Source organism: Saltatorellus ferox, assembly GCA_007751475.1.
In the GTDB taxonomy this organism is placed as follows: Bacteria; Planctomycetota; UBA1135; order UBA1135.
Genome location: CP036434.1, coordinates 2,733,210 through 2,757,680, shown reverse-complemented (window position 1 = coordinate 2,757,680; position 24,471 = coordinate 2,733,210). Strand labels below are relative to the sequence as shown.

The following is a 24,471-nucleotide window of genomic DNA, read 5'->3' as shown; positions in this document are numbered from 1 at the left end:
CTATTCCGTCGCTTCGGAAGCAGCCGGAGCCGCGGCCCGGAAAACGGCGAGCGTCGCTCCCTCGGCCCCTTTCAGCAGGAGCTCGTCCCCGTCGATCACGTGGCCCTCGACGCTGGTGAACATCTTCAGGAAGGCGCTCTCGTCGACTTCGACGCCGGGGCACGCCATGCGCGTCGCCACCATCTGTGAGAACTCGAGTTCACCGCCGTCACGGAGCCGGTAGGTACCGAAGAACCTGTTGCAGCCGCCGAACCCCGTGACGCGCCGGGCTTCGATCTCCATGAGCATGCAGGCGGCTTCTTTCTGGACCTCCGTCGTGCGAACGGCCTCGCCGTTCAGCTGCACGAGTTCCCAGCGTAGGTCCGTCAGGGTGGCGGGCTCGGCCGCTGGCGTCGTATCACCTCGCGTCGTATCACCTGACGATGGTTCTGCCGTTGGGGTGCCCGAACTGACGGGCTCGGTGACCGCCGGTTCAGCGGACCTGCAGCTCGCGGCGGCGAGAGGGAGGACGAGAAAGAGGATCGATGGCTTCATGGTGCTTCCGGAAAGGGAGTGGCCCGCGCGAAAGACCGCGGACGCTGCGAATCCACGGAGGATATCGAACCCCGCGGGACCTGGAATCGTGCGGTAAACCACGAGGCCTCGAAACATGGGCCGACGGGTAGGATGTCTCGGCTCTCCGATCGATCGCAACCTCGGGGTCGCTTGGAGAGTGACTTCCACGCAGAGTCGGGATCGGACGGCGCTGCTCCGCGAACCGCTGTTTCTCGACGGGATGCAAGCTCCCGTTTCGCTGCATGTCCCAGGCCCCGCGTCAGCTCAGCCTCTTCGATGCCACGATGCTCGTCATGGGCGGCATCATCGGTATCGGCATCTTCTTCAACCCGGCCAGCATCGCCCGCGCCGTCCCGAGCGAGGGCGCCTACCTCCTCATGTGGGGCCTGGGCACGGTCGCGGCGCTGAGCGGTGCGATGACCTTCGCCGAACTCTCGGCCTCTTTTCCCAGGACCGGGGGCTGGTACGTCTGGCTGCGGGAAGCGTTCGGGGGGATGACCGCGTTCCTCTTCGCCTGGGTCGTGCTGCTGGTCGTCTCGACGGGTGCCTGCGCCCTGGTGGCGCGCTTCATGGGAGAGCAGATCTCGGCGCTCTTCGGCGGAGGCCTGCGGGTCGAGGTGGGCTCGGCGGCGCTGGCGGTGGTCGGCGTGACGGCGCTCGCACTCTCGGGGCTCAAGAGCAGCGCGCTGTTCCAGAACCTCTGCATGCTGGCGAAGCTCGGCGCGGTCTTCACGTTCGTGATCGGCGGCCTCGCGCTCTTCGCGGATCCTCCTGCGGCCGTCGAAGTGGCGGCCGTGGACAGAACCTCCAAGACGCTGGGCGGCGGCATGCTGGCGGCCTCCCTCAGCGTCCTCTTCTCCTTCGGTGGCTGGCAGCTGCTCAGCTACATCGCGCCATCGGTGAAGGATCCGCAGAAGAACCTGCCGCGCGCGATCGTCATCGGCGTCGCGGCCGTGGCGGGCATCTACTTCCTCGTCAACCTCGCCTACCTGCGGGTCCTCGGACTGGGCGGCCTGGCCGTCTCGGACACCGAAGAGGTGGGATCGATGGCCGTCCGCATGGCAGAGGCCATCCTCGGGGCCAGCCACGGGGCCACGTTCGTGAACGCCGCCATCGCGGTCTCGGCCCTGGGTTTCCTGGTCGCGACCCTCATCACCACCCCGGGGATCTACGTGGCCATGGCGCGTGAGGGTCTCTTCGTCAAGGCGTTCGGTCGGGTTCACCCTACGACGGGCGCACCGGCCCTGGCTCTTCTTACGCAGTGCGGCCTGGTGCTCGCCTACCTCGCGTACAGCCTGTTCGACCAGACCGCCATCGGCACCCTCACCAAGGCCGTGGTCTTTGCGGAGTGGATCTTCCACTGCCTCGCGGGGCTGGCGCTCATCGTCCTGGTCCGAAGGGGCACGGCGGACAGGCCGTTCAAGAGTCCGCTCTACCCGCTGTTCCCCGTCACCTACGCGTTGATCGCGGCGGCCGTCGTGATCGGAAACCTCTTCGCCACGACGAGGTCGGAGCCCGCGGTCACTCTGCTCGGCGTGCTGGTGCTCGCTCTCGGCGCGGCGACCTACGTTCCGTGGAGCCGGTCGGTCTCCAGGAGATAGAACCCCGGATCGCGACGACTTGGCCCCAGGACCGTGACCCCGAGGAAGGTTGGGTTTAGCGGTGGCCTTCGCCCTTCTCTGGAACCACAATGTTCGGCCGGCCTGAGCGCAACGCAGGCAGCAGCGCGATTATTTGATGAGTATCCCCAGCGGCGACCCGACCACGTCTTCCGGTCCGACTTCCGGCTTCCCTTCGTTTCAGTCCACGGCTGGATCTCCGTCCGAAGAGAACGCGAGCGAGACCTCCGAACGGGACATCGAGGAATCCACCTCGCTGACGGAGACCGTCAGCCGGTCCGAGGTAAGCGAGGACGCCGAGCTGGCCGAGATCGCGGACTCACTGGACGTCAGCGAGGAGCTTCGTGCGATCGTCGACGACACGCGTCAGGCGATGCTGCGGCGCCTGAAAGGGCCCGAGCGCGGTCGCGGAGAGGGCATGGCCCGCCGGGACCTCGTGGGTGACATCAAGCTGGAGACCCGGGGCTTCTCCACCACGGTGACCGATCGGGACGCCGTCGAAGAGGTCCGGATCGGCCGCGGCGGCCTCGTGGACGCCCATTGTACGTGCCAGAAGTTCTCCATCGAGGGCGGCTGTCGCCACGTCTGGGCCGCCCTCGTGGTGGCCGCGCGCCAGCTCGGCCTGGGCGGCTGGCGGGCCGAGAAGACCGAGGTCCGCAAGGACGATCGTGAGCGGCGCGAGCACCTCGACGCCATCGTGGACGCGGCGGGCGCGGAAGAGGGCGCCAGCCCCTGGGAAGGCCTCGAAAAGGAGGCTTTCCTCCGCGTGGAGTACGTTCTCGACGTGCCCTCGCCCGGCACCCAGGCAGGCTTCTCACTCCATATCCGGCGGCGCAGGCGCCGCGCCGACAACACCTGGGGCGCGTCCCTGGACCTCGGCCGCAAGGACTGGGACGACATCCGAATGGCACGCCCCGAGGACGTCGAGATCGTGGCGCTCCTGGATGGGCCCGGCGGCAAGGGTCGGGCGGCGTCGGGCTACGAAGCCGCCCCCACCGTCTGGCACCTCGGCGGCCCCGGCTCCACCGCCGCCATGCGAGTGATCGCCGAGACCGGCCGTCTCTACCTCGGAGTCGGCAGCGAGAGCACCGGCCGAGGGGCCGACGGCCCGGTCCCTGCCGAGCCGATTCCGCTCTCGGAAGAGGAGGCCCAGGAGCGCGAGGCCAGCGACCTCCCCACCGCCCTGCGCTGCGAAATCGACCATCCCTGGCGCGTGCGACTCGCCATCGGACACGATGAAGGCGATGACGCCACGCTCGTGCTCAGCGGGATGCTGGAGCGCGGCGACGAGCAGAAGGCGATCGGCGACGTCACGATGCTGTCCTCCGACGGCCATGCGATCATCGACGGCGCCTTCACGACCGTCGTGCCCCATGCGGCCGCGGGCGTGGCTTCGGTCCTCCGTCAGCGAGGGGAACTTCGCACACCCAGCGGCGGTGAGGCTCGGCTCCGTCGCTCCCTCGCCCAGCTAGGGCAGGGAGCCATGGCCCCTGGCTCCCTGGAGGTCGGTCCTCGGATGTCTCCACTTCTGGTGGTCCGTGTCCCCACGGACGAGGCCCCGGGGCGAACCCTGGAGGCAGAAATCACCTTCCAGTACGGCACGCGCAGCGTCGCCGCCGACACCTACGGATGGTCCCTCGAGGACGAAACGGGCCGCGTCTTCTCGCGTGACCTGGACGCCGAGCGGACGGCCCTGCGCCAGTTCCTGGACGCGGGCGGCTCACGCAAACTCGACGCCGAGGACGAGATCGCCTCGGCCCGCGTTCCTGCGAAGGATCTCGAACTCGTGATTGCGCGTCTCATCGAAGAGGGCTGGTCCGTCGAAGCCGACGGCAAGCGCGTCCGCAGCAGCACCGGCTCGAACGCCTCGGTGCGCTCGGGAATCGACTGGTTCGACCTCGAGGGCAACGTGATCTTCGAGGGCCAGGAGGTGCCCTTCCCGGAGCTCTTGGCCGCCGCCCAGCGCGGCGCCAAGTTCGTGACGCTGCCCGATGGCTCCCGAGGCCTGCTTCCGAAGGACTGGGTGTCGCGCTGGAAGCTCCTCGAGGTCGGTGACCTGGAGGACGGCAAGATCCGCTTCAAGAAGGACCAGGGGTGGGTGCTCTCCGCCCTCCTGGAGCGTCAGCCCTCGACGGACGGGCTGACGGTCGACGAGCCGTTCGCCAACCTGCGCGCGCTCCTCAGCGACGCCTCGACCCCGGAGTCCATTCAGGAGCCCGAGGACTTCATCGGCGAACTCCGTCCGTACCAGCGCGAAGGCCTCGGTTGGCTGAACCAGCTTTCGGGCCTCGGACTCGGTGGCTGCCTCGCGGACGACATGGGTCTCGGTAAGACCGTTCAGATCCTGGCGTACCTGATCCACCGGGCCAACGCAGCCGATGCGATGGACGCGGAGGTAGCGAAGGCGGCGGGCGAGCCCGTTCCGGAGCGTGGCCCCCACCGTCGGCCCTCGCTGGTCGTCGCGCCGCGATCGCTCGTCTTCAACTGGCGCGCGGAAGCCGAGAAGTTCGCTCCGAAGCTGGGCGTCGTCGACTACACCGGACCGGAGCGCGAGCACGCGCTGATCTCGTCCGAGCGGCCCGACATCGTCCTCACGACCTACGGAACGCTGCGCCGGGACGCCGCCGAACTGGCGGAGATCGAGTTCGACCTCGTCGTCCTCGACGAAGCCCAGGCGATCAAGAACGCGGCCAGCCAGACGGCGGCGGCCGCCAGGGGCCTGAAGGCCCGGCAGCGGCTGGCGCTCTCGGGTACTCCCGTCGAGAACCACCTCGGTGAACTCGGCTCTCTCCTGGAGTTCCTGAACCCTGGCACGCTGGAGGGAACGAGGCTCGGCAAGCGCCTTCGCGCGAAGGGTCGTTCACCGCGCCTGGACGACGAGTCGCGCGGGATCCTGGTGCGCGCCGTGCGCCCGTTCCTCCTTCGACGAACGAAGGACGAGGTCCTCGACGATCTCCCACCCAAGACCGAGCAGGTCCTGGAGTGCATCCTCGACGGCAAGCAGCGCGCCGACTACGAGGAGCTCCGCTCGCACTTCCGCAGTCGCTTCACGCAGAGCGGCTCGCGGGGGGGCGTCGAAGTCCTCCAGGCGCTCCTTCGTCTTCGCCAGACCTCCTGTCACCCGGGTCTCGTCGACGAGACGCGCATGGACGAGTCGTCGGCCAAGCTGGACGTGGTTCTTCCCCTCGTGGAGGAACTCGTGGACCAGGGGCACAAGGCGCTGATCTTCTCGCAGTTCACCGGCTTCCTCGGCATCGTTCGCCGGGCGCTCGACGCGCGAAAGATCAAGTACGCCTACCTCGACGGCAGCACGCGCAAGCGTGAGGACGAGGTCAACTCGTTCCAGAAGGACCCGGATACCCCGATCTTCCTCGTCAGCCTGAAGGCGGGCGGCACCGGCCTGAACCTGACGGCTGCCGACTACGTCTTCCTGCTCGATCCGTGGTGGAACCCCGCCGTGGAAGCGCAGGCGATCGACCGGGCGCACCGGATCGGCCGCGAGAACCCGGTGCACGTGTACCGGATCATCGCCAAGGACACGATCGAAGAGCGCGTGCGCGAACTCCAGGAGAAGAAGCGCGACCTCGCGGCGGCCGTACTCGGCGGCGCGGCGGCCACGCTGTCAGACCTCGGGACCGAGGACCTGGAGTTCCTGCTGTCCTGACCCGGTGAAACGAGAGCGGCGGCACGGTACCAGGTACCGTACCGCCGTCCTCGGAGCGACTACCCTACGGTGACTACAGCGTCCAGGTCGCCATCAGACCGTTGGAGAAGTTGCCTCCACCGGCCGTCGCGGAGTCGCGGAAGTAGTACTGGTAGAACACCGTCGAGCCGGCGATCGTGCCGAACTCGTTGAGGCCCATGTGCTGAACGTCGAGCTGGAGCGAGACCGCGTTGTTCGACGCGAGCAGGATCTGGTTCAGACGAACGAGCGTGCCGCCGAGGCAGAGGTTGCCGCCGACCTGGGCCGCCGCAGCGGGCATCATCGTGTCCGACTGGATGAAGAGGCCGAAGTTGTTCGGCACGTCGGTCGCGATGAGCGTCGTGTCGTTGCGCTGGAAGCTCAGGCTGCCGGCGTACGTGATCTTGCCACCGGTGGCGCTGACCTCGTTGGCCACGCCCGGATCGCAGAAGACGGAGCCGGTGCCGTTGCAGTTGGCGTTGAACATGCCGGGCGTATCGCTCCCTCCCGCGACATCGAAGAGACCGATGCGCCAGTCGCTGAGCGACGTGAGGCAGCGGAACACGTGGCTCGGAACGAACGTGCCGTCCGGACCGACATCGTTGAACCCGAGGGACGCACCGTAGTAGAACTCGCCCGAGGTAGGGGTGTCCGTGTTCTCGACCAGCGACACCGCGTCGACCACGCTCGTCCACGGCATCACGTCGAGAACGCCGTCATCATCCGTATCGAGGTCGTCGCCGTTCGCCCCGGTGAAACCTTGAACCAGAAGGTGGGTGACGTTGTCGCTGTTCTCGAACTGAAGGGTCAGCACGAGGTCCGGAACGGTCAGCGTGACGTTGGATGTGCCACCAACGAAAAGGCCGTCTGCGCCCGTGATGCCTCCCGTGAGGTCGGAGACCGACTCGATCACGCCTGAGCCGCCGCTGCCGTCTCCGATCACGAGGTAGGTGTAGCCATCAAGGGAGACGTTGCTCGGAATACTGAGCAGCTCGAAGTATTCCTCGACGTCCGTGCCAGGCTCGTCGATGCGAATTTCGTTGATCAGGAGGATCGGGTTGCCGGCGCCCTGGAGGGCGAGCGCCTGGCCGGTGGAGGCGGCCGAAAGCGCGAGGCCGAGTGCGAGTAGGTTCTTCATGGTGTTGGACTGCAAATTGGAGAGAGCGGAGACTTCTGATGCAGAGCTCCTTTTCGCCGATAAGTGTTACGGGGCTCCTCCGACCGCGCCATACCGAGTTGCCGCGCTTGACCAACGTTTCATCCGCGCCCAATCCAGAGCCCGAAAGTGCTCCAAAATGCGAATCCCGGTCAGGGTCAATACCGGCGGAACGCGTCGCTCCCGAGGTCTCGCTCGTGGTGGGACCCGAGCCCGAGCGCCAGCCCCAGCGCCAGGAACGTCGCGAGCAGAGAGGACCCTCCGGTGGAGAGCAGCGGCAGCGTCAGCCCGGTCATCGGGAGAAGGCCCACGTTCACGCTGACGTTGATGAAGAGGTGCGCCGCGAAGTAGATGGCCACGCCGCCGACCACGAGCCGGGCATATCGATCGCGCAGCCCGGAGGCCGAGATCATCAGGAACACCACCATCAGCCCGTAAGCGAGGATCAGCGCGGCCGTCCGATAGAACCCCCACTCCTCCGCGATCACCGCGATGATCGAATCGCAGTCCCGCTCCGGCAGGAGGCCCGTCTCGTTCGCGACGCCTTCGCCGAGGCCTCGGCCGAACGCGCCCCCGTTCCCGGTGAACGTGCGCGCGTAGAACGTGTGGAAGGCGGTTCCGTTCCGCGCGGCGATCAGGTCGTCGGTATCGAACGACTCGATCCACGTTTCCACGCGCTCCATCTGATACCCCTGGAGCAGACCGGACTGGAACGCGAGGAAACCCGAGAGCGCCGTCGCCCCGAGCATGGCTGAGATCACCACACCGCTTCCGCCCGCCAGATAGATCAGCCCGAGCGTGACCGGCACGATCGTCAGGGCTGTCCCGAGGTCCGGCTGGATCGCCACGAGCACCATCGGCAGCAGGGCGACCAGAAGCGGCTTCAGCCACTCCCCCAGCGTGTCGAGGCGACTGGACTGAAGCACCTTCGCCAGCATGAGGATCGTTCCGACCTTGGCGAGCTCCGAGGGCTGAAGATCGAAGCGCGGAAGCTGAATCCAGCGCTTGGCGTTGTTCCGCTCGTCACCGATGAGTTGAACGAGCACGAGGAGCGCGATACAGGCGAGGTAGATCAGCGGCGTGAACCGCCGCAGCCACATGGGCCGCAGGAAGAGCCCGGCGAAGAACACGGGGATCGCCACCAGGACCTTCTGCTTGTGGTTCTCGAAGTCGATGCGGCCGGCGGCCCCCGATCCGCCGAGGTTGCTCTGGGACAGGGACATCGCATCGATGAAGACGAGCCCGATGAAGAGCAGCCCGGCCGCCAGCAGGAGCGCGGGCCACGCGAACTCCATCCAGCGGATGTGCCGGGTGGAGAAGACGCTCCCGACCGTCTCTCGGATCGCACGGATCATCGACGCTCCGCCTGGGTTCCAAGGGCCCGCGCAGGTTCCGTCGCCGCCTGCGCGTCCACCTCGCGTTCCAGCTTCATCAGCTCCTTGATCTCGGGTCGCTTCAGGAACTGCCCGGCCAGATAGACGGCAGAGTGGCTCGCCGTCGCCGAAGTATCGTGCACGTACACCACGACGACGTAGCGTGGTTCACGGGCCGGGAACCATCCCGCCATCCAGGTGTGCTTGCGTGTCCCACCCCCCTTGTACTGGTCGAGCGGAGCGCCTCGGTTGTACTTGCCAGGAACGAGTCCCTTGAGATAGTCCGCGCTCCCCGTCTTCGCCGCGAAGGCAAAGCCAAGCTCCGACTCCGAGAGCCCCTTGCCGAACGCCGAGCCCCCCGAGACGTTCACGACGCGAAAGAGTGCCTCTCGGACCAGCTCCAGGTGCTCGTTGCTGATGTCGAGCGCGGAGATCGTTCGGGGGACGGCCTCGTCCCCGATCTTCTTCACGAACGTCATCTCCGGCAAGAAGCCCGTGGCGAGCCCCGCGTAAGCACGGGTCATCTGAACCACGTTGACGTCCACGTGAACGAGGCCGTTGCCGAGGTACTGACGATCCACCGGACCCGGCTCCGAATCCGGCGCCTTCGGGTTCAGTGGGCTCTTGGGACTGTGCCAGTAGCTATCGATGATCCCGCCGCGCTTCTGGTTCCCGTCGTACTGGACGCCAGTGGGCTGGCCGAAGCCGAACATGCCGTAGGCAGCGCGCATCGACGCCGGATCGAAGTACCTCTCGCCGAGGGCGGCGAAGTACACGTTGCACGAGACACCGAGAGCTTCCATGAGGGCGAGCTTTCGCCCTGAGCCATGGGAATGGCCGTAGGTCGAATTGCAGTCCACGATGCCGTATCCGGCGTTCTTGCTCTTCTTTGGGCTCAGGCCCGGCCGCGGCCTGTCCACGTCACAGTACTCCAGCCCAACCTCCGGATCGAGCCCCAGGTACTCCAGCGCGTAGGCAGCCAGGAGCGGCTTCATGACGGATCCCGGAGCCTGACCCCGGGGTCGAACGAGCGTCCGATCGATCGCATACGCGCGCTCGCCGTCGGTCACGGGCGGCCCGACCGGCTCACCGTTCTTCACGGGCACGGACGCCGCCGCCAGAATCTCGCCCCCCACCGTGGCCAGCACGATCGCACCCACTGGATACTCGAACCACAGATCATCCACGGCGCGATCCGAGGCAGGCGGCGGCTCGGGATGCTGCAGCACGTCCTCCGCCGCGTATTGCAGGTCGATGTCGAACGTGAGCGTGACGTCCCTGCCGTCCACCTTCGGCCGATAAATCGGCTCGCGATTGCCCTCGATGCGGTCCTGGAGTCCCTGGACCTCCTGATAGCCCGCCGTGCCTGAGAGCTCCTCGTCGAACCACGCCTCCAGCCCGGAGCCGCCGATGGGTTCGTCCGCCAGGAACGCCGCGTCGAGCAAGCTCAGGATGCGGGCCCGGTCCTCCTCGGGCAGGCGGTACTTGCGCTTGAGATCGCTCAGCTCCTCGCGGTCCGGCGCCCGCTGCATCACCTCGACGAGGAAAGGACTTCGTACGGCACCGATGAGCTTCGAGGCCAGCGGCGTCTCGTGATCGGGCCCTATCGCAATGGGAATACGCCGGGTCTTGGAGGCCACCCGAAAGCCCGAGAAGTCCTCGCTGTACCGGGTGACGAGAAGCACAAGATCCGTGCTCGGCTCGCCGCCGACGAGTCGGGCCCGGGCCCCGCGGTCACGGATCGCGTAGCGGCGCGTCTCCAGCGCCTTCTCGACGAAGGGTTCGCCGAAGGCGATGCCGTGGGGCCGCTGCTCCTCGGGACTCTGCGCGAGTGCCGCGTCCAGGATCTCGGCGAGCCGCACCTGAAAGCGGTCGTATCCGCCCTCCAGGATCACCGCGTAGAGCGCCTCGTCGTCGGGTCCCCATTCCCGGGCTCGCCGCTCCGCCACTTTGGTGATCTGCACGGCGGCCGCCATGGCCGCGGCCCTGGCCTCGGCAGGCGACTCGGCGTCCCGAACCCTGGCGAGCGGCCCGTCGTCCAGGGACGGCGAGCGATTCTCGCGCAGCAGCGTGTCCTCGAAGGCCGCGAAGACGAGGTCAGCGCCCTCCAGCCCCGCCGTCCGAAGCTCCCGGGTCTGGAACGGGAACACGGGCGCGTCCATCAGCTCCGGCGGAAGCTCCGCACCGGCAGCCAGGCGCTCTGGCAGGGCCGCAAGAACGTCGAGTTCATCGATCAGGCGCCAGTCCTCCGCCGCGCCGTGCTCGCGCGCCCAGGCATCCGAACCCGTTCGAAACGCGTGCGCGAAGGCCGACAGGACCCGGTCGCCGGCCCACATCTGCCCCTCACCGATCTTCGCCCGCGCGATCATCGTCCCCGCCATCCAGGATCGGGTCGCGTCCCGGAACGCGCCGCCGCGCCTCTGCTGCCACTCGGCGAGCCGGCTCTCGTCCCAGTCGAGCGCGGCGCGGAGCCAGCGCAGGTCGAACTGCTCCAGGCTCTCGGTGCTGACCCGCATCGACGAGAATCCCGCCGCGATTCGAAAGAGCGCGTCCGCCGTATCGTCGTCGACCTCGCGCCTGCGCTCCTCGATCAGCGGAATGAGACGATCCCCGGGAGCCATCACCGCAGAGACCTCTCCGCGCTCGATCTCCTCGCTCCAATCGATGAGGGAGGCCAGGCGTGACAGGTTGAGATCCGCCTTGACCACGCCGTCCTCCAGCGCCTGGCGCGCCGCCTCGATGGGCTGCTCGCGCAGCTCGGCCGCCAGCGCGAGGAAGGAGTGATCTCCCCCACCATTCTCGATCCTCTCGCCGAGCGTCTTGATCTGGCGCGGCGAGAGATGGAGCAGCCGCATGATGTAGTAGCGGAGATCTCCGGCGCGCGGCCCGCGGCGCTCGCGGACCGCCGCCTCCCGCCGCTCCTCATCGCTCGTCGCCGCGAGAGCCGGCACGTAGTCGATCCCGGCATCGAGTTCGAGCCCTTCGGCAAACCCGTCGATCGCATTCGGCGTCAGCGCCGCGTAGCTCTGGGCGGCTTCCGCCAGCGTCGGACGCGCCTCGTCCAGCCCGACCGGCCGCATCAGCATCAGGGATCGCATCATCGCGACCTGGCCCAGCGGATGACCCCGGCGGAAATCCCTCCAGACGAACTCCAGCGCGTACACCTCCTCATCGCGCGCGATGAGTCGCCCATCGCGGTCCTTGAGCGCTCCGCGAACGTACGGATCGACACCGTAGGAGCGCACGAGGTTCACGGCCTCCGTGGACCAGACTTCGTGCTGAACGATCTGGATGTCCCACAGCCGCGCGAGAAGGACCAGAAGGCTCACGCCGAGGAGCACGAGGAGCGGGACGAATCTGCGAAGCATCAGAAGGCTCTCCTTTCCAGGCGCTTCTGCCCGGGCAGTCGCGTGAAGACAGGCCAGAAAGCGAGGGCGCACAGGGCCGTGGCTACCGCCGTCACGATGGGCAGCCCGACCGCCGCGGCGTCCGGGGAGCCGAAGTGCAGTTCACCGAGCGCCTGGGACTCACGCGCGAGCGCGTGGTCGACAAAAACGAGCCAGTAGCCGTACAGGAGCGACCCGAGGCCGGCGCTGACGATGCGAAGGAAGGGGCGATCGAGCTCCGCGACGGTTCTCAACGTATCGGCCACGTAGGCCGTCAGGATCGTGCCTGCCAGTACGGCGAACGGCGGCGAGCCCGTGAAGGCGCTTCGGCCCACGAAAACCACCAGCGCGATCATGAGCGTATCCCGGCGCGACAGCCGCCCGACGGTCGCGACGAGCAGCAGCGTGACGAGATCGGGGACGAACGCACGCAGCGTCGGCACCGAGTCGGCGCCGATGCCCGAGAAAAGGGAGACGGAGAATCCAGCCAGCGTCAGATGGACGGCGGCGGCCAGTGCCGTCCAGAAGAGCAGCAGGCTGTAGCCGATCGCTCGTCTCATCGCTCGCCCTCTCCCCGGGAATCGAGGTCGCGCTCTCTTGCACCGGCATGGACGAAGAGTTCCTCGCCGACGCTCCCCGTCTCGACGAGGTCGAGGTACACGCTCTCCTCGGGCGGCAGCTCGAGCGGGAGTCGGGTCGTCCCCAGGAGCAGCCCGCGCGGGGTCGCCACGAGGCCCGAACCTGTCCAGAGCCGGACGTCCACGCCGTCGTCATCCGCGTGGCGCGCGGACCATTCCCCGTGGAGACTGCCGCCCTCCGGTCGCCACTCGAACCGGATCACGTTGCGGGCCCGACCGACGGATCGAATCCGGCCGAGCACGAGCGGCTCGCTGTCGGGATCGGAGATCGCCTGCGCGAGGACATCCACCTCGAACCCTGGATCATCCACCAGCGCCACGGTGGAACCTGCCTCGTCGCAGCGCGCGATGCGGCCCGCGAGCCGCACGCCGGAGACGACCGCCGCCCCCGCGCGAACCCCCGAGCGCGACCCGAGATGGAGCCGGGCCGTCGAACGCCATGGGGCCGTATCTCCGTACGCGAACAGGCGCACCGACAGCCAGCGCGCCGACTCGAGGACGGGCACGGCGGTCGCACCGGCGGCTTCGCGCTGGGCGCGCGTCGCGGCGGACGTCGCAGCCGTCCCTGACGTAGGAGCGGCCCCGTCCGTCAGCACGAGAACCTGGTTCAGCCCCGACGCGAAGTCCACCGGAGGCTGAATGCCGATGATGGGCCGCTGGAAGCTTTCCCCTTCGCGCTGATAGGGCTCCTCCTTGAGCTCTCCGATCAAGAACCCCTCGGCCAGCGAGTCGAATCCGTTCACGCGGCTGAAAGGCTCCTGCACGACGACGGAGCCCGAGCGCGTCGCGCGGCTCTCGGGGTTGTGAACGGCCAGCCAGGTTCGATCGTTTCGGGGGCTGAGACCTCCGGCCACGAGGCGACAGGACCGCCCGTCCTGATCCTTCGGAACGACTCCGCCGACGCGCTCGGAGGCTCCCGTGATCAGCGCCACCTCCACCACGTTGCGCGGAGGCCGGACCGGCGGTGAGGCCAGCTTCAACCGTCGCATCCAGCGCGTGAACGTCCCCGGGTTGTCCGGGGCCGGCTGACGGTGCGGAATCCGCTCGACGCGGCCGACGTACACGTCGCCCGCTACGACGGGATGGTCGAGGCGAATGGACGCGTCATCCCGGACGCGAACCATGATGTGATCTCGCTTCGTTCCCTGGCGCGCGTCCACCTCGCCAGGGATCGCGACGACGCCGGCCGGGATCGTCGAATGCTGCGGCCACGCCGAGCGAAGCACGGCGCGCTCCAGCTGGAGGGAGAGCACCGCCTCCTGGGCTAGCGTCTCCGGGTCGAGCGGCTCGTCGAACGTACCCGCGAAGGGAGTCGAAAGCGTGCCGAGGGGGGCCACGACGCGAACGGGTAGCAACACGAGGCCAAGGACACGCTCCACGGGACCCACAGGGCGCAGCGCGAAGAGCGCAGCCCCGAATCCAATGAATGCCCCCAGTGATCGTCCTCGCATGGCCATCGTGACGGAGCCCCTCTACTCCGGCGAAACGCCTCCTTCCACGCGCTGGCGCCGAACGCGATCCGGGGATCGAGCGGGTGCCAGCGGCGGACGAAGATCAGCGGTAGTCGTCTTCTTCCGTCGCGAGCACGCGACTGAACACGTCCAGCTTGTCGAGGAAGATCCCGGTGCCGCGCGCCACGGCCGTCAGCGGATCCTCGGCGACACGCGCTGGAACGCCGAGGTGATCGGAGATCGCCTGGCTCATGCCGTAAAGCAAAGCGCCACCGCCCACGAGCGTGATGCCGGTGTCGACGAGGTCCGCGCTGATCTCGGGCGGAGCTTCCTCCAGGATCCCGCGAATCGCCTCGCAGATGAGCCGGACGGGATGATTGAGCGCCTCGCGGATCTCGATCGACGTGACCGTGGTGCGGCGCGGCAGGCCCTGGATCGAGTCGCGTCCCTTGACCTCCATGGAGAGTTCTTGCTCCATGGGCCAGGCCGAACCGATGGTGAGCTTGATGCGCTCCGCGGACTGCTCGCCGATGAGCAGGTTGTGGTGGCGACGAAGGTGAGAAAGGATCGCCTCGTCCATCTCATCGCCTGCGATGCGCAGCGACGTCGACACGACGGCGCCTGCCAGCGAGAGCACGGCGATCTCGGTGGTGCCGCCGCCGATGTCGACGATGAGCGAGCCGCGCGCTTCCGTCACGGGCATGTCGCAGCCGATGCCGGCGGCCATCGGCTCGTCGATCAGGTACACGCGCCGCGCGCCCGCGCGCTCGGCGGAGTGGATGACGGCTCGTCGCTCGACCGCGGTGATCCCGACGGGGACCGCGATGACGACCTGGGGCTTCACCCAGTGGCGGCCATCGTGCACCTTGGTGATGAAGTAGCGGAGCATCTTCTCCGTCACGTCGAAGTCCGCGATGACGCCGTGCTTCAGCGGGCGGATCGCCTGGATGTTGCCCGGCGTACGGCCCAGCATTTCCTTGGCCGTGTTACCAACGGCCATGCCGTCGAGGAGCACCTCCTTGGTGCCCTTCTTGACGGCGACGACGCTCGGCTCGTTCAGGATGATGCCGCGGCCGCGCGTGCACACGAGGGTGTTGGCGGTGCCGAGGTCGATCCCCATGTCGGTGGAGAGGTGCCCGAAGAGCATCTCCATGGGCTTGACGAAGTTCATCAAGCCAGCTCCTCACCCGTGAGGGAATCAGGAGCGAAGTCGAGGGTCGAGCCATTGCGGAATCCAGCGGGGAACCCAGTGCGGAACCCAGTGCGGAACCCAGCGAAAAACACAGCAGCCAGCCGGGCAATGGGTGACCTTCCCTGTCGGGGGCGGGCCCCCTCGGGCTGGAACGGAACGGTGGAAGTGTGCCTCATGGATCTTGTGCGGTGATGGGGCTGCAGGCACGACCACGAATCTCTGGAATAGAGTCCGCGGGTGCTCTCGGACAGGTGCGGCCGTCCGAACAAGAACAAGGCGGCCCCTCAACCGCTTTCTGCTGTCCCTGCGGCTGGAGTGTGAAGGACCGGAGAGGGCCGTTCAATAGCGCCGTTTCTTTTGAGGCGCGAAAAGATCCGAAGTTTCGGGCAAGTCCGCGCCGGGCCACCTGGCGCGGGGTCGTCGCCCCACTTTCCTGGCACGAAAAAGCCCGCCGCGCGGGTGCGCGGCGGGCCTCGTTGCTTCTCAAGACAGGTCGGCGTAGCGGACCTCCCGGAGAACAGGCGCTACTTGACGGCGGTCGCGGCTTCGTACTTGCCCTTGAAGAGCATGCCTTCGCCGTAGTTCTTGCCGCGGTTGTAGTCGACCATGAGAAGAGCGACGAGCAGGAGGAGCGTGGTCATGAAGACGATGCCGTCATCGATGCCCATGCCGCCTTCCTCTTCGACGACTTCGATCTCGTCAACCACGACTTCGCGGCGCGCGGGTGCGGCTGCTGGCTTCGCGGCTCCGCCGCGGCGAGCGCCGCCGGAACGTCCTTTGGATTTGGCCATTTGTGGATCTCCTGGGTACGGGGGTGAAAACGAGGAGTCCGACCTAGATGCGGGTCGAAGCCGTATCGCCCTGCATGATCGTCGTACCGTCGACGACGTTCAGGATGCGAGCGGTGCAGGAGTTCGAGTTGACGATCTCCACGCGGGCGCGGCCCTTGTAGACGCCGCTGCTGTAGATGTCGAAGACGTAGCCCGTCTTGACCTCATCGGCCGATCCACGGTTGATGTGAACGAGGCCCGGCTTGACGTTCGTGGCGACCTGGAGGACAGCGCCTTCGATCTTCGGGGCAGCGCCACCGAGTTCCGCCACCGTGAGGCCGGCCTTCTCGACGGCGACCGTCAGGAGAGTCTCGGTGCTCTGGAGTTCGCTGCGAGTTTCGTTCAGCTGCGTGCGAAGCTGGGCGATCTGCATCTCGAGGTCGTTGGCCATGTCGGAAGCCGAGGCCTTCTCTTCCAAGGCGTCGTCACGCTCTTGCTCAGCGTTGCGACGAGCCTCGACGGCGGCGACCCGCTCGTTGTTGGCTTGCTCGACCTGGCTGCTCTGGTTCTCCAGCTGCGTGGCCATGTCCTCGAGGCGCGAGTCGATGTTGCCCATGTTGGACTTGAGCTGGTTCATCTCGTCCGTCTTGGCGGCGATATCCTGGTCGAGGGCTGCCTTCTGGGTCTCCAGGGCGTCCTTCTGATTCTTGATCTCGTTGCGGATGTTCTCCGCCGCGGTCTTCTCGGCGCGCAGCGACTCGATGCTGGCATTGAGTTCCCGCTCGAGGGCCTGCTTGGCCGCCACTTCTTTCTCGAAGGACCCGCGGTACTTCTGGGCCGAGGCGAGGTTGGTGGCCGCCGAGCCAAGGAACAGGCCAGCGAGAACTAGGTTGATGACGACAAAAATCCGTCCGATCGGGCTCATAGCGTTGGTCGAGTTGAACTTGGCTCGTAGATGGAGCGGGAGAAGCTCGTCCGGAGACGAGGCCTCACGCGGCCATCAGCAGGCTGAGTTGACTGCTGGAGGGGGTGAAAAAGCGCTCGCCCTAGAAAAGCTTTGGGGCGGGGGAGCCAGGGGAGTTGTGGGGGGAACGGCGAAGGCCATGGGACGCGAGGCGCCCGGCAGGGTCTCCAACGTGGGGCGCGGAGTGTAGAGGCGTCCCGGGGACAGGGTCAAGGGTCAGGAAGGCCGCTCTCGTGGATCTTGGAAATACCCGCCTGAGCGACCAGGGAATACGCGGCGCAGCGAACTGCTTCACGTACGAACGAAAGCCGGGATCAGGCGCCCCTCGGGGGCGATTCGATCCCAGCAGGAGTCGCTAACGACCTCATGCGGCGGGGTAACCGTCCTCCTTCGATTTCACCACGATTCCGCGGGAAGCCGCGCCGAGGAGCCCGCCAAGAAGGAGCAGAGCGAGGCCGAAGCCCCCCATCGAGGGCCCGAGCCAGCGCTCCGCGTGGACGAAGAACGTGGCGGGCGCGGCCTCCACGCCGGCACTGCGCCGCGGCACGGGCACTCGACTCCGAAGCACGCCGGCCACCATTTTTCGCTTCCGATCGGCCTCGGGATCGTCGCCGGGGACCGTCAAGATCGCCCGAACCCTACCGTCCGGGCCCACGACGCAGGAGATCCCGGAGTTGGTGGCGCGCACGATCGAACGCTGGGTCGAGGCCGCTGCGATCCGGGTGAAGGCCAGCATGTGGTCCATCAAGGCGCTGTCGTCGTACCAGGCCTCGTTGCTGGCCACGACGAAGAAATCGACCGGGCCGCGGGCGAGGGGAGCCGTGAAAGGATCGTCGAAGGCGTTGTCGAAGCAAACGGCGATGCCCATCCGGTAGGCGCCGCCGTCGCGGGTGAGGAGCGTCAGGACCGAGGGTTCGTCGGTCCCCACGAAGTCCGGGATGGCCCGCGCGACCTTCTTCACGGCATCGAGGACGAAGGGCACCGCGCGAAGCGGCTCGCCGGTCTCGCCTCCGGGGACGATGTGGACCTTGGAGGCGACCCCGGACCCCTGGCCCATGGCGTCCCAGAGGACCACGCCATTGACGCTTCGGAGCTCACGCTCGGCGCCCTCCCCCACGGTCGTCCAGGCCTCGACGCCCGACAGGAACGAGGTCCCCGGCGGAAGCAGACGCTGGCCGATCATGACCCGCTCGGCCCAGTCGACCGCGAGCCCGCCGTCGAAGAGTCCTTTCCAGAGCGCCCGCATCGAGGCCTGGCCGAACAGCGCCCCCACCATCTCACGGGCGGAGGCGTCCTGCCCCATGAAGTTCCGCTCATCCAGCGGCGCAGGGTACGGCCAGGCCCAGTCCGCGGGCCGGGCCCCCTCCCGGAAGGCCGACTGGACCTCCGGGCTCGAGAGCTTGCCAGGAAGAAACGTTTCCCCCCAGAGAACGAGGTCCGGCTGGGCGTCGTCGCCGCTCCGGTCCGCGGGCCGCGTCTCGTAGAGCGCCTGCAGGGTGCGCGTCACCTGGGGGACGAAGCGATCGGCCAGGGGGTCGCGCCGCGCGGCCTTGATCTCCTGGGAGATCCCCGGCTGAACGATGAGCAGGTCCGGGCCTTCCTCGAAGCGGTCCGAGCCGGTCGCCGACATCTGCAGGGACCGATCGGCCACCACGCTCAGGCCGATCAGCCCGAGGAGCGGAGCGAGCCCGAAGACGAGCGCCGCCACGGTCGGATAGCGCGTCCCCTGGGGACGAGTCACGGCGGTATAGAGGTCAGCGGCCAGCCCCCCGAGGGCCGCGATTCCCCACGAGAGACCCCAGGTGCCGAGCCACGCCGCGCTCCCGACGATCCACTCGGTGTCGTGCATCAGCATCCCGAGGCGGAACCAACCGAAGGAGAACGGCACGGGCAGGTACCAGCGCAGGGCCTCGGCGAAGAGCCAGGCCGCGGGCGCGAGGAGCGCCAGGGGCCAGCGCCTGCACCGCCGGAGCAGCACGCCCGCGAACGCCGGGTACAGCGCCGGAACGATCGACATCGGCGCCAGAATCACTGGCATGAAGGCGATCATCCAGTGGAAGACGATGGCGAGCCCGAGGCTGTGCCCGAGCCACTCCGCGAGGAACGCTCTCCGCCCGGGGCGGGACGCCGCGAACGCCCAGGGGCCGATCGCGAAGAAGGCGAGATGGCCGAAGCCATCCGGCCGGAGGATCCCGGGCTGAGCCAGACCGATCATCCCCCACGTAAGAAGTACGAGCGCCAGCCGCCGAAGCGGAGCCAGCGGCGTCGACCGAGAAGTCCAGATCGGCGGGGTCATGGGCGGGGCATTCCCGGTCGAAGGACCCGCGGAGGGTCCGGCTGAAGTTCCTTCGGAAGGGGCTGGCATGGCGTCGTTACAGACGTTTTTCGCGGGGACATAAAGGGACTGGGAGCGCTACCGGTGACACTGGGGCCGCCATGCTGCCGACTCGGGAGCCGGGCACGACCGGGAAGCACCGGAAAGTCGTCGCCGGATTCCTGACGCGGCGAACAAGGATGGTGCTCGTCGGTCGCATGACGTCTCTCGCCGCCCTGGGTCCTGGCCCCGTCTCGGCCCGGCCTCGGCGCCCGGGAAAACTCCGTGCGGGTCTCCCCCATCGCGTCACCTGCCAGCGGCTCTCCGGAGCCGATGTCGCGAAGCCATCCTCTCCCCTCTCCACACCACTCCACCTCGGGGTTGCCTTGGTCCAGCTCATTCCACCTGCCTTCGATTCGCGTCCACCCCAAGACCGGAGCCTCCTGGTGACCGGGTTCGGTCGTCCGCGGGCACTACCCATGGCAGCCTGCGCCGTGGCGCTCTTGCTCTCGGCGTGCGGCCGCCCGGCCCAGGGCGCGGACGCGGGAAGCGGAGACTCCGCCTCGGCGCCTTCCTCGCCGGCACAGGGAAACGGCGCGGCCTTCGAAGGGGCCCTCGAGAAGCTCTCGCGGACCAAGGTCCTGACCGCTCCGCTGGAACAGCGTGAGATGGTGCGCGCCATCTCGACCACCGTGAACGCGGTCTCCGAGAAGGAGATTTCGATCTTCCCGCGAACGTCCGGCGTCGTCGTCGACGTGACCGTCGAGGAGGGTGATCGGGTGGCCGCTGGGGACGTGCTCATGCGGCTGGACCCGCGCGAGCTGCAGGCGGCGCTCGACGAGGCGAAGATCGCGCTGCGCGAGGCCATCGATTCGAAGCGCGCCCTGGAGCTGGCGGTCACGGAGGCCGAGTCGGTCGTGGAACGTGCGGAGCTGACCTACGAGCAGTCGAAGAAAGAGCTGGACCGCAAGGAGGCGATCGGCGTCGGCATCATTTCCCAGAACGAACTGGAGAACCTGCGCCTCACGGTCCGGACGAACGAATCGAACGTGGCGGCGCAGCGCGTCGCCAAGGAGCGCGCGGACGCAGCTCTCGCCAGCCAGGCCATCGCCGTGGAGCGCGCGAATCTGCAGATCGCGACGGCGGAGCTCAACCTGTCGTTCACCGAGGTCAAGGCTCCCTTCGACGGTGTCATCGCGAGCCGGAGCGTTCGGCTCGGCGACCTGACGTCCAACTCGGCCGCGGCCTTCATGCTGACCGACCCGGACAACGTCCGCGCGGTGGTCTCTCGCCCCCAGCGCGAGCTCGGTTTCTTCCGCGCCGCGGAGCTGCGGGCCCGACCCGCGTCCGACGCGGGCACCGAGGCGAGCGGTTCACTCGACATCGAGATCGAACCCGAGGCCCTGCCGGGAGAGGTCTACACGGGCGAGATCCTCTTCGTGAGTCCGACGATCGACGCCGCCTCCGGACAGTTCCGCGTGACGCTCGGCATCGAGCAGCCCGCCGCCGAGGTGGATCGCCCGCCGGTGCTACCGGGCATGCTGCTGCGCGTCCGGATCGTGACCGAGCGCCACCCGGACGCCCTGGCGGTGCCGAAGCGCGCGCTCCTCCGCGAGGGCGACAGCTACTTCATCTTCATCGCCGATGGACAGAAGGCCCGCCGCGTTCGCGTCGAAGAGGGTTTCTCGACCGACGAGGACGTCGAGGTCGTCCCGACCATGGATGGCGCGCTCACTCCGGGGGATCAGGTGATCGTCGTCGGCAACCGCGATTTGGAGGACGGCGACAGCATCGAGCCCGCGCCCTGGGCCGCGCGTCAGGCGCCTTCCAGCGCAGCGGACGAAGCGGAGAGTCAGGACTCGAACAGCGACGCGAAGAAGGAAAGCGATGACGCCTGACCGGACCGAGCCTGAGTTCGAGCTGACGGGGAAGAGCACCTCCGACGCGACCCGGAGCGCACTGGCCTTCGTCGCGACACGGCCGGTCGCGATCACGATGCTGATGTTCGCGCTCGGCGTGTTCGGGATCGTCTCGTTCGCGAAGCTGCCGGTGGACCTGCTCCCCGAGATCAGCTACCCGACCCTGACCGTGCGGACCACGTTCCCGGGCGCCGCACCGGAGGACGTCGAGGATCGGCTCTCCGTCCGACTACAGGAAGCGCTGGCGACCCTCCCCAACCTGATCGATACGACGTCGATCAGCCGCGCGGGCACGAGCGATGTGCTGCTGGAGTTCGACTGGGGCACCGAGATGACGTTCGCGGTCCAGGAGGTCCGCGACCGCCTCGACGGCGTCTTCCTGCCGAACGAGGCGGACAAGCCGCTGATCCTGCGCTACGACCCGAACCTCGATCCGATCCTCCGCTTCGGAGTGGCTCCGGCGGAAGGCGTGGAGGTCACCGACGAGGAGACGCTGATTCGCCTGCGCTGGCTCGCGGACAAGCGCATCAAGCGTGAGCTGGAGGGCATCTCCGGCGTCGCAGCGGTGCAGGTCCGCGGCGGCATGGAAGAGGAGATCCGCGTGCGCGTGGACCCGTTCCGCATGGCGGCGCTCGACCTCGACCCGGCGATCATCGGCCAGCGACTCGCGCAGGAGAACCTGAACGCGTCGGGCGGACAGATCCGCGAAGGGTCGACCGACTACCTCGTCCGCACGCTCAACGAATTCCAGAGCGTCGAGGAGATCCGCGACCTCGCGGTCGCGCGGGTGAACGGCGCCGTCGTGCGCGTTCGCGACATCGCCCAGGTGGACCGCACCCACGCGGAGCGCGAGGTCATCACCAAGCTCAACGGGCGCGAGGCCGTCGAGATCGCGATCTATCGCGAGGCGGGCGCCAACATCGTCGACATCGCCGAGCGCGTCCGAAACGCGGTGGTCGGCACCGCGGAGCAGCAGGCCCTCGCCGAGAAGAACAAGGACAAGAAGTCGGATCAGATCCAGTGGTCGGACCGCTCGAAGCTCGCGTTCCTCGGCTGGAAGCATCGGGACGAGGCCACGCTGGAGCTGCTCTCGGACCAGTCGACGTTCATCGCGGACGCCGTGAACGAGGTGAAGCAGTCCGCCATCCTCGGGGCGCTGTTCGCCGTTATCGTGATGTGGTTGTTCCTGCGCAAGCTCAGCGCGACGCTCATCATCGCCGTCGCCATTCCGATCTCGGTCGTCGTGACCTTCGCGCCGATGTTCCTGCTCGACGTGAGCCTCAACATCATGTCGCTCGGGGGCCTCGCGCTCGGGGTCGGGATGCTCGTCGACAACGCGATCGTCGTGCTGGAGTCGATCACGCGCTGCCGCGAGGAGGGCGACAGCCTGCAGGTGGCGGCGGTTCGCGGCGTCGCGGAGGTCGCGGGCGCGATCACGGCGTCGACGCTGACCACGGTGTCGGTGTTCGCCCCCATCGTCTTCGTCCAGGGCATCGCGGGCCAGATCTTCGGCGACCAGGCCGTGACCGTCGTCTCGTCTCTGCTGGTCTCGCTGCTCGTCGCGGTGCTGTTCATCCCGATGCTGGCGAGCCGGAAGTTCCTCGCCGGTGAGACGAACCCGCTGGATTCGTTCCGCGGCAAGCGGGAAGGGCCGTTCTTCGGCGCGTTCTATCCCAGGCGGGAGAACGCCACGCTGTTCCAGCGCATCGTGGCCCCTTTCACGGGAACGCTGACGCTCCTCGCGTTCCTCGGCCTTCGCGCGATCCTGCTCATCGGCATCGCCATCGGCGCCGTGCTCTTCGTCCTGACCTGGCCTTTCAAGGCACTCTTCGACCTCCTCTGGCGGGCCGTCGACGCCGTCTACCCCCCCCTTCTGCGCTTCGCCCTCGGCGCACCTCTCCTGATCCTCGTCGCCGTTGGCGTGCTCGGCTGGTACGCCACCGAGCGGGCCAAGCACCTCGGGCTGGAGCTGATCCCCGAGGTGCACCAGGGCGAGTTCACCGCCTTCCTGGCGCTTCCCGTAGGCACCCCGATCGAGGAGTCGGAGTACGTGTACTCGGCGCTGGAGGAGGAGGTTCGCCGCATGGACCACGTGGACGTCACATCGCTCACGGTGGGCGTCGAGAAGGACACGCTGACCCGCGAGATCGAGGACGAGCACACGGCGCGCCTGACGGTCCGGCTCGATCCGAAGCTCGGCTCGGAGGTGGAAGACGAGCTGATCTTCGCCGTCCGCAGCCTCGTGACCGGCCTTCCCGAGATGGAGGTCGTGGATGTGCGGCGCCCGACTCCCTTCGCGTTGGACGCGGCCGTGGCGGTCGAGATCAAGGGCTGGAACCTCGAGGACCTCGAGGCGGCGGCCCTCCAGGTCGCCGCGCGCCTGGACGGGATCCCTGGGCTCACCGACGTGCGCTCCTCCGTGCGTCCCGGCTATCCGGAAGCGCGCGTGACCTTCGATCGCGACAAGACGCTGGCCTACGACCTCGATCTCAGCGCCGTCTCGAACTACGTGCGCGACCAGGTGCTCGGTAGCGTGAGCACGCGCTTCGTCGACGGCGACGACCGCATCGACGTGCGCGTGCGCGGCGACGAGATCCTGCTCGGATCGATCGACGACGTGTCCGAGCTGATCATCAACCCGACGGCGAGCCAGCCGGTGCCGCTCTCTGCGGTTGCGTCCATCACTCGCGTGCAGGGCCCGGCCGAGATTCGCCGGATCGGTGGCCAGCGAGCGGTGCTCGTGACGGCCGCGAGCAGCGGCGACGACGTCGGCGGACTCAACGATCGCGTCCAGGCGGCCATCGACACGCTCGTACCGCCCGGCGAGGTGACCGTCGAACTCGGCGGACAGAAGCGCGAACTCGATGAAGGCACGAAGAGCCTCTACTTCGCGCTGATCCTCGCCATCTTCCTCGTCTATGTCGTGATGGCGTGTCAGTTCGAATCGCTGGTTCAGCCCTTTGTGATCCTCTTCAGCGTACCGCTGGCCGGCGTCGGCGCGGTGCTGCTGCTCGACGCACTCAGCGTGCCCCTCTCGGTCGTCGTCTTCATCGGCCTGATTCTCCTCGCGGGCATCGTCGTGAACAACGCGATCGTGCTCGTCGACCGGATCAACCAGAAGCGCGGCGAGGGTCTGCTCGTGCGCGACGCGATCCTCGAAGCCGGCCGCGCTCGTCTGCGCCCGATCCTGATGACGACGGCGACCACCGTTCTGGGCCTCGTGCCGCTGACGGGCTGGCTCATGGGTATCCCCGGCATCGAGCGTTTCGTGGGCGCCGAGGGCGCCGAGCTTCGCGCCCCCATGGCCATCGCCGTGATCGGCGGCCTCGTCAGTTCGACGCTGCTGACGCTCCTCGTCATTCCCGTCGTCTACCGACTCCTGATCCGCGATCGGCGACCGTCGATCCACGATCCGAAGGCCGACCCCCAGGCTGCCTGACCCCGACCTCGCC

14 protein-coding genes are annotated in these 24,471 nt (G+C 67.8%); 4 read left to right on the top strand and 10 right to left on the bottom strand.

Annotated features, from left to right (window positions below):
* Complete coding sequence (locus tag Poly30_RS09825) at positions 1–534, bottom strand: META domain-containing protein (RefSeq protein ID WP_419191196.1); 534 nt, start codon at positions 532–534, stop codon at positions 1–3.
* Positions 535–797: 263 nt separating this feature from the next.
* On the opposite strand from Poly30_RS09825, the gene Poly30_RS09820 reads away from it, so the two are divergent.
* Entirely contained in the window at positions 798–2,156 is a 1,359-nt protein-coding gene (locus Poly30_RS09820; protein ID WP_145196735.1) for an APC family permease, read from the top strand.
* 136 nt (positions 2,157–2,292) lie between these two features.
* Positions 2,293–5,838 (top strand): SNF2-related protein, encoded by a 3,546-nt coding sequence (locus tag Poly30_RS09815; protein WP_145196733.1) that lies wholly within the window; start codon positions 2,293–2,295, stop codon positions 5,836–5,838.
* Positions 5,839–5,911: 73 nt separating this feature from the next.
* On the opposite strand, the gene Poly30_RS09810 is transcribed toward Poly30_RS09815, so the two are convergent.
* From Poly30_RS09810 to Poly30_RS09770, 9 genes are all read right to left on the bottom strand, one after another.
* Positions 5,912–6,994, bottom strand: coding sequence for a hypothetical protein (locus Poly30_RS09810; protein WP_145196731.1), 1,083 nt, complete (start codon positions 6,992–6,994; stop codon positions 5,912–5,914).
* A 176-nt stretch (positions 6,995–7,170) separates the two neighbouring features.
* Positions 7,171–8,367 carry an FtsW/RodA/SpoVE family cell cycle protein gene (locus Poly30_RS09805; RefSeq protein WP_145196729.1) on the bottom strand — a complete coding sequence of 399 codons (1,197 nt, stop codon included), beginning with the start codon at positions 8,365–8,367 and terminating at the stop codon, positions 7,171–7,173.
* A complete protein-coding gene (locus Poly30_RS09800; protein ID WP_145196727.1) occupies positions 8,364–11,753 on the bottom strand; it encodes a penicillin-binding transpeptidase domain-containing protein in 3,390 nt (1,129 codons plus the stop codon). The genes Poly30_RS09805 and Poly30_RS09800 overlap by 4 nt, the downstream gene beginning before the upstream one ends.
* Positions 11,753–12,331, bottom strand: a complete 579-nt coding sequence (locus Poly30_RS09795) for a hypothetical protein (RefSeq protein WP_145196725.1) — start codon at positions 12,329–12,331, stop codon at positions 11,753–11,755. Before Poly30_RS09795 ends, Poly30_RS09800 begins: the two co-directional genes overlap by 1 nt.
* Positions 12,328–13,860 carry a rod shape-determining protein MreC gene (locus Poly30_RS09790; protein ID WP_419191195.1) on the bottom strand — a complete coding sequence of 511 codons (1,533 nt, stop codon included), beginning with the start codon at positions 13,858–13,860 and terminating at the stop codon, positions 12,328–12,330. Before Poly30_RS09790 ends, Poly30_RS09795 begins: the two co-directional genes overlap by 4 nt.
* Before the next feature lie 103 nt (positions 13,861–13,963).
* A complete protein-coding gene (gene mreB, locus Poly30_RS09785; protein ID WP_419191194.1) occupies positions 13,964–15,031 on the bottom strand; it encodes a rod shape-determining protein in 1,068 nt (355 codons plus the stop codon).
* A 545-nt stretch (positions 15,032–15,576) separates the two neighbouring features.
* A complete protein-coding gene (locus tag Poly30_RS09780; protein WP_145196721.1) occupies positions 15,577–15,843 on the bottom strand; it encodes a hypothetical protein in 267 nt (88 codons plus the stop codon).
* A 43-nt stretch (positions 15,844–15,886) separates the two neighbouring features.
* Positions 15,887–16,747, bottom strand: coding sequence for a hypothetical protein (locus tag Poly30_RS09775; RefSeq protein WP_145196719.1), 861 nt, complete (start codon positions 16,745–16,747; stop codon positions 15,887–15,889).
* A gap of 403 nt (positions 16,748–17,150) precedes the next feature.
* Entirely contained in the window at positions 17,151–19,082 is a 1,932-nt protein-coding gene (locus Poly30_RS09770; RefSeq protein WP_419191193.1) for a nitrilase-related carbon-nitrogen hydrolase, read from the bottom strand.
* 497 nt (positions 19,083–19,579) lie between these two features.
* Between Poly30_RS09770 and Poly30_RS09765 the strand changes: the two genes are divergently transcribed.
* Together Poly30_RS09765 and Poly30_RS09760 are read left to right on the top strand one after the other, a co-directional pair.
* Positions 19,580–20,998, top strand: a complete 1,419-nt coding sequence (locus tag Poly30_RS09765) for an efflux RND transporter periplasmic adaptor subunit (protein ID WP_419191192.1) — start codon at positions 19,580–19,582, stop codon at positions 20,996–20,998.
* A complete protein-coding gene (locus Poly30_RS09760; protein ID WP_145196713.1) occupies positions 20,988–24,458 on the top strand; it encodes an efflux RND transporter permease subunit in 3,471 nt (1,156 codons plus the stop codon). Before Poly30_RS09765 ends, Poly30_RS09760 begins: the two co-directional genes overlap by 11 nt.
* Positions 24,459–24,471: the final 13 nt, after the last annotated feature.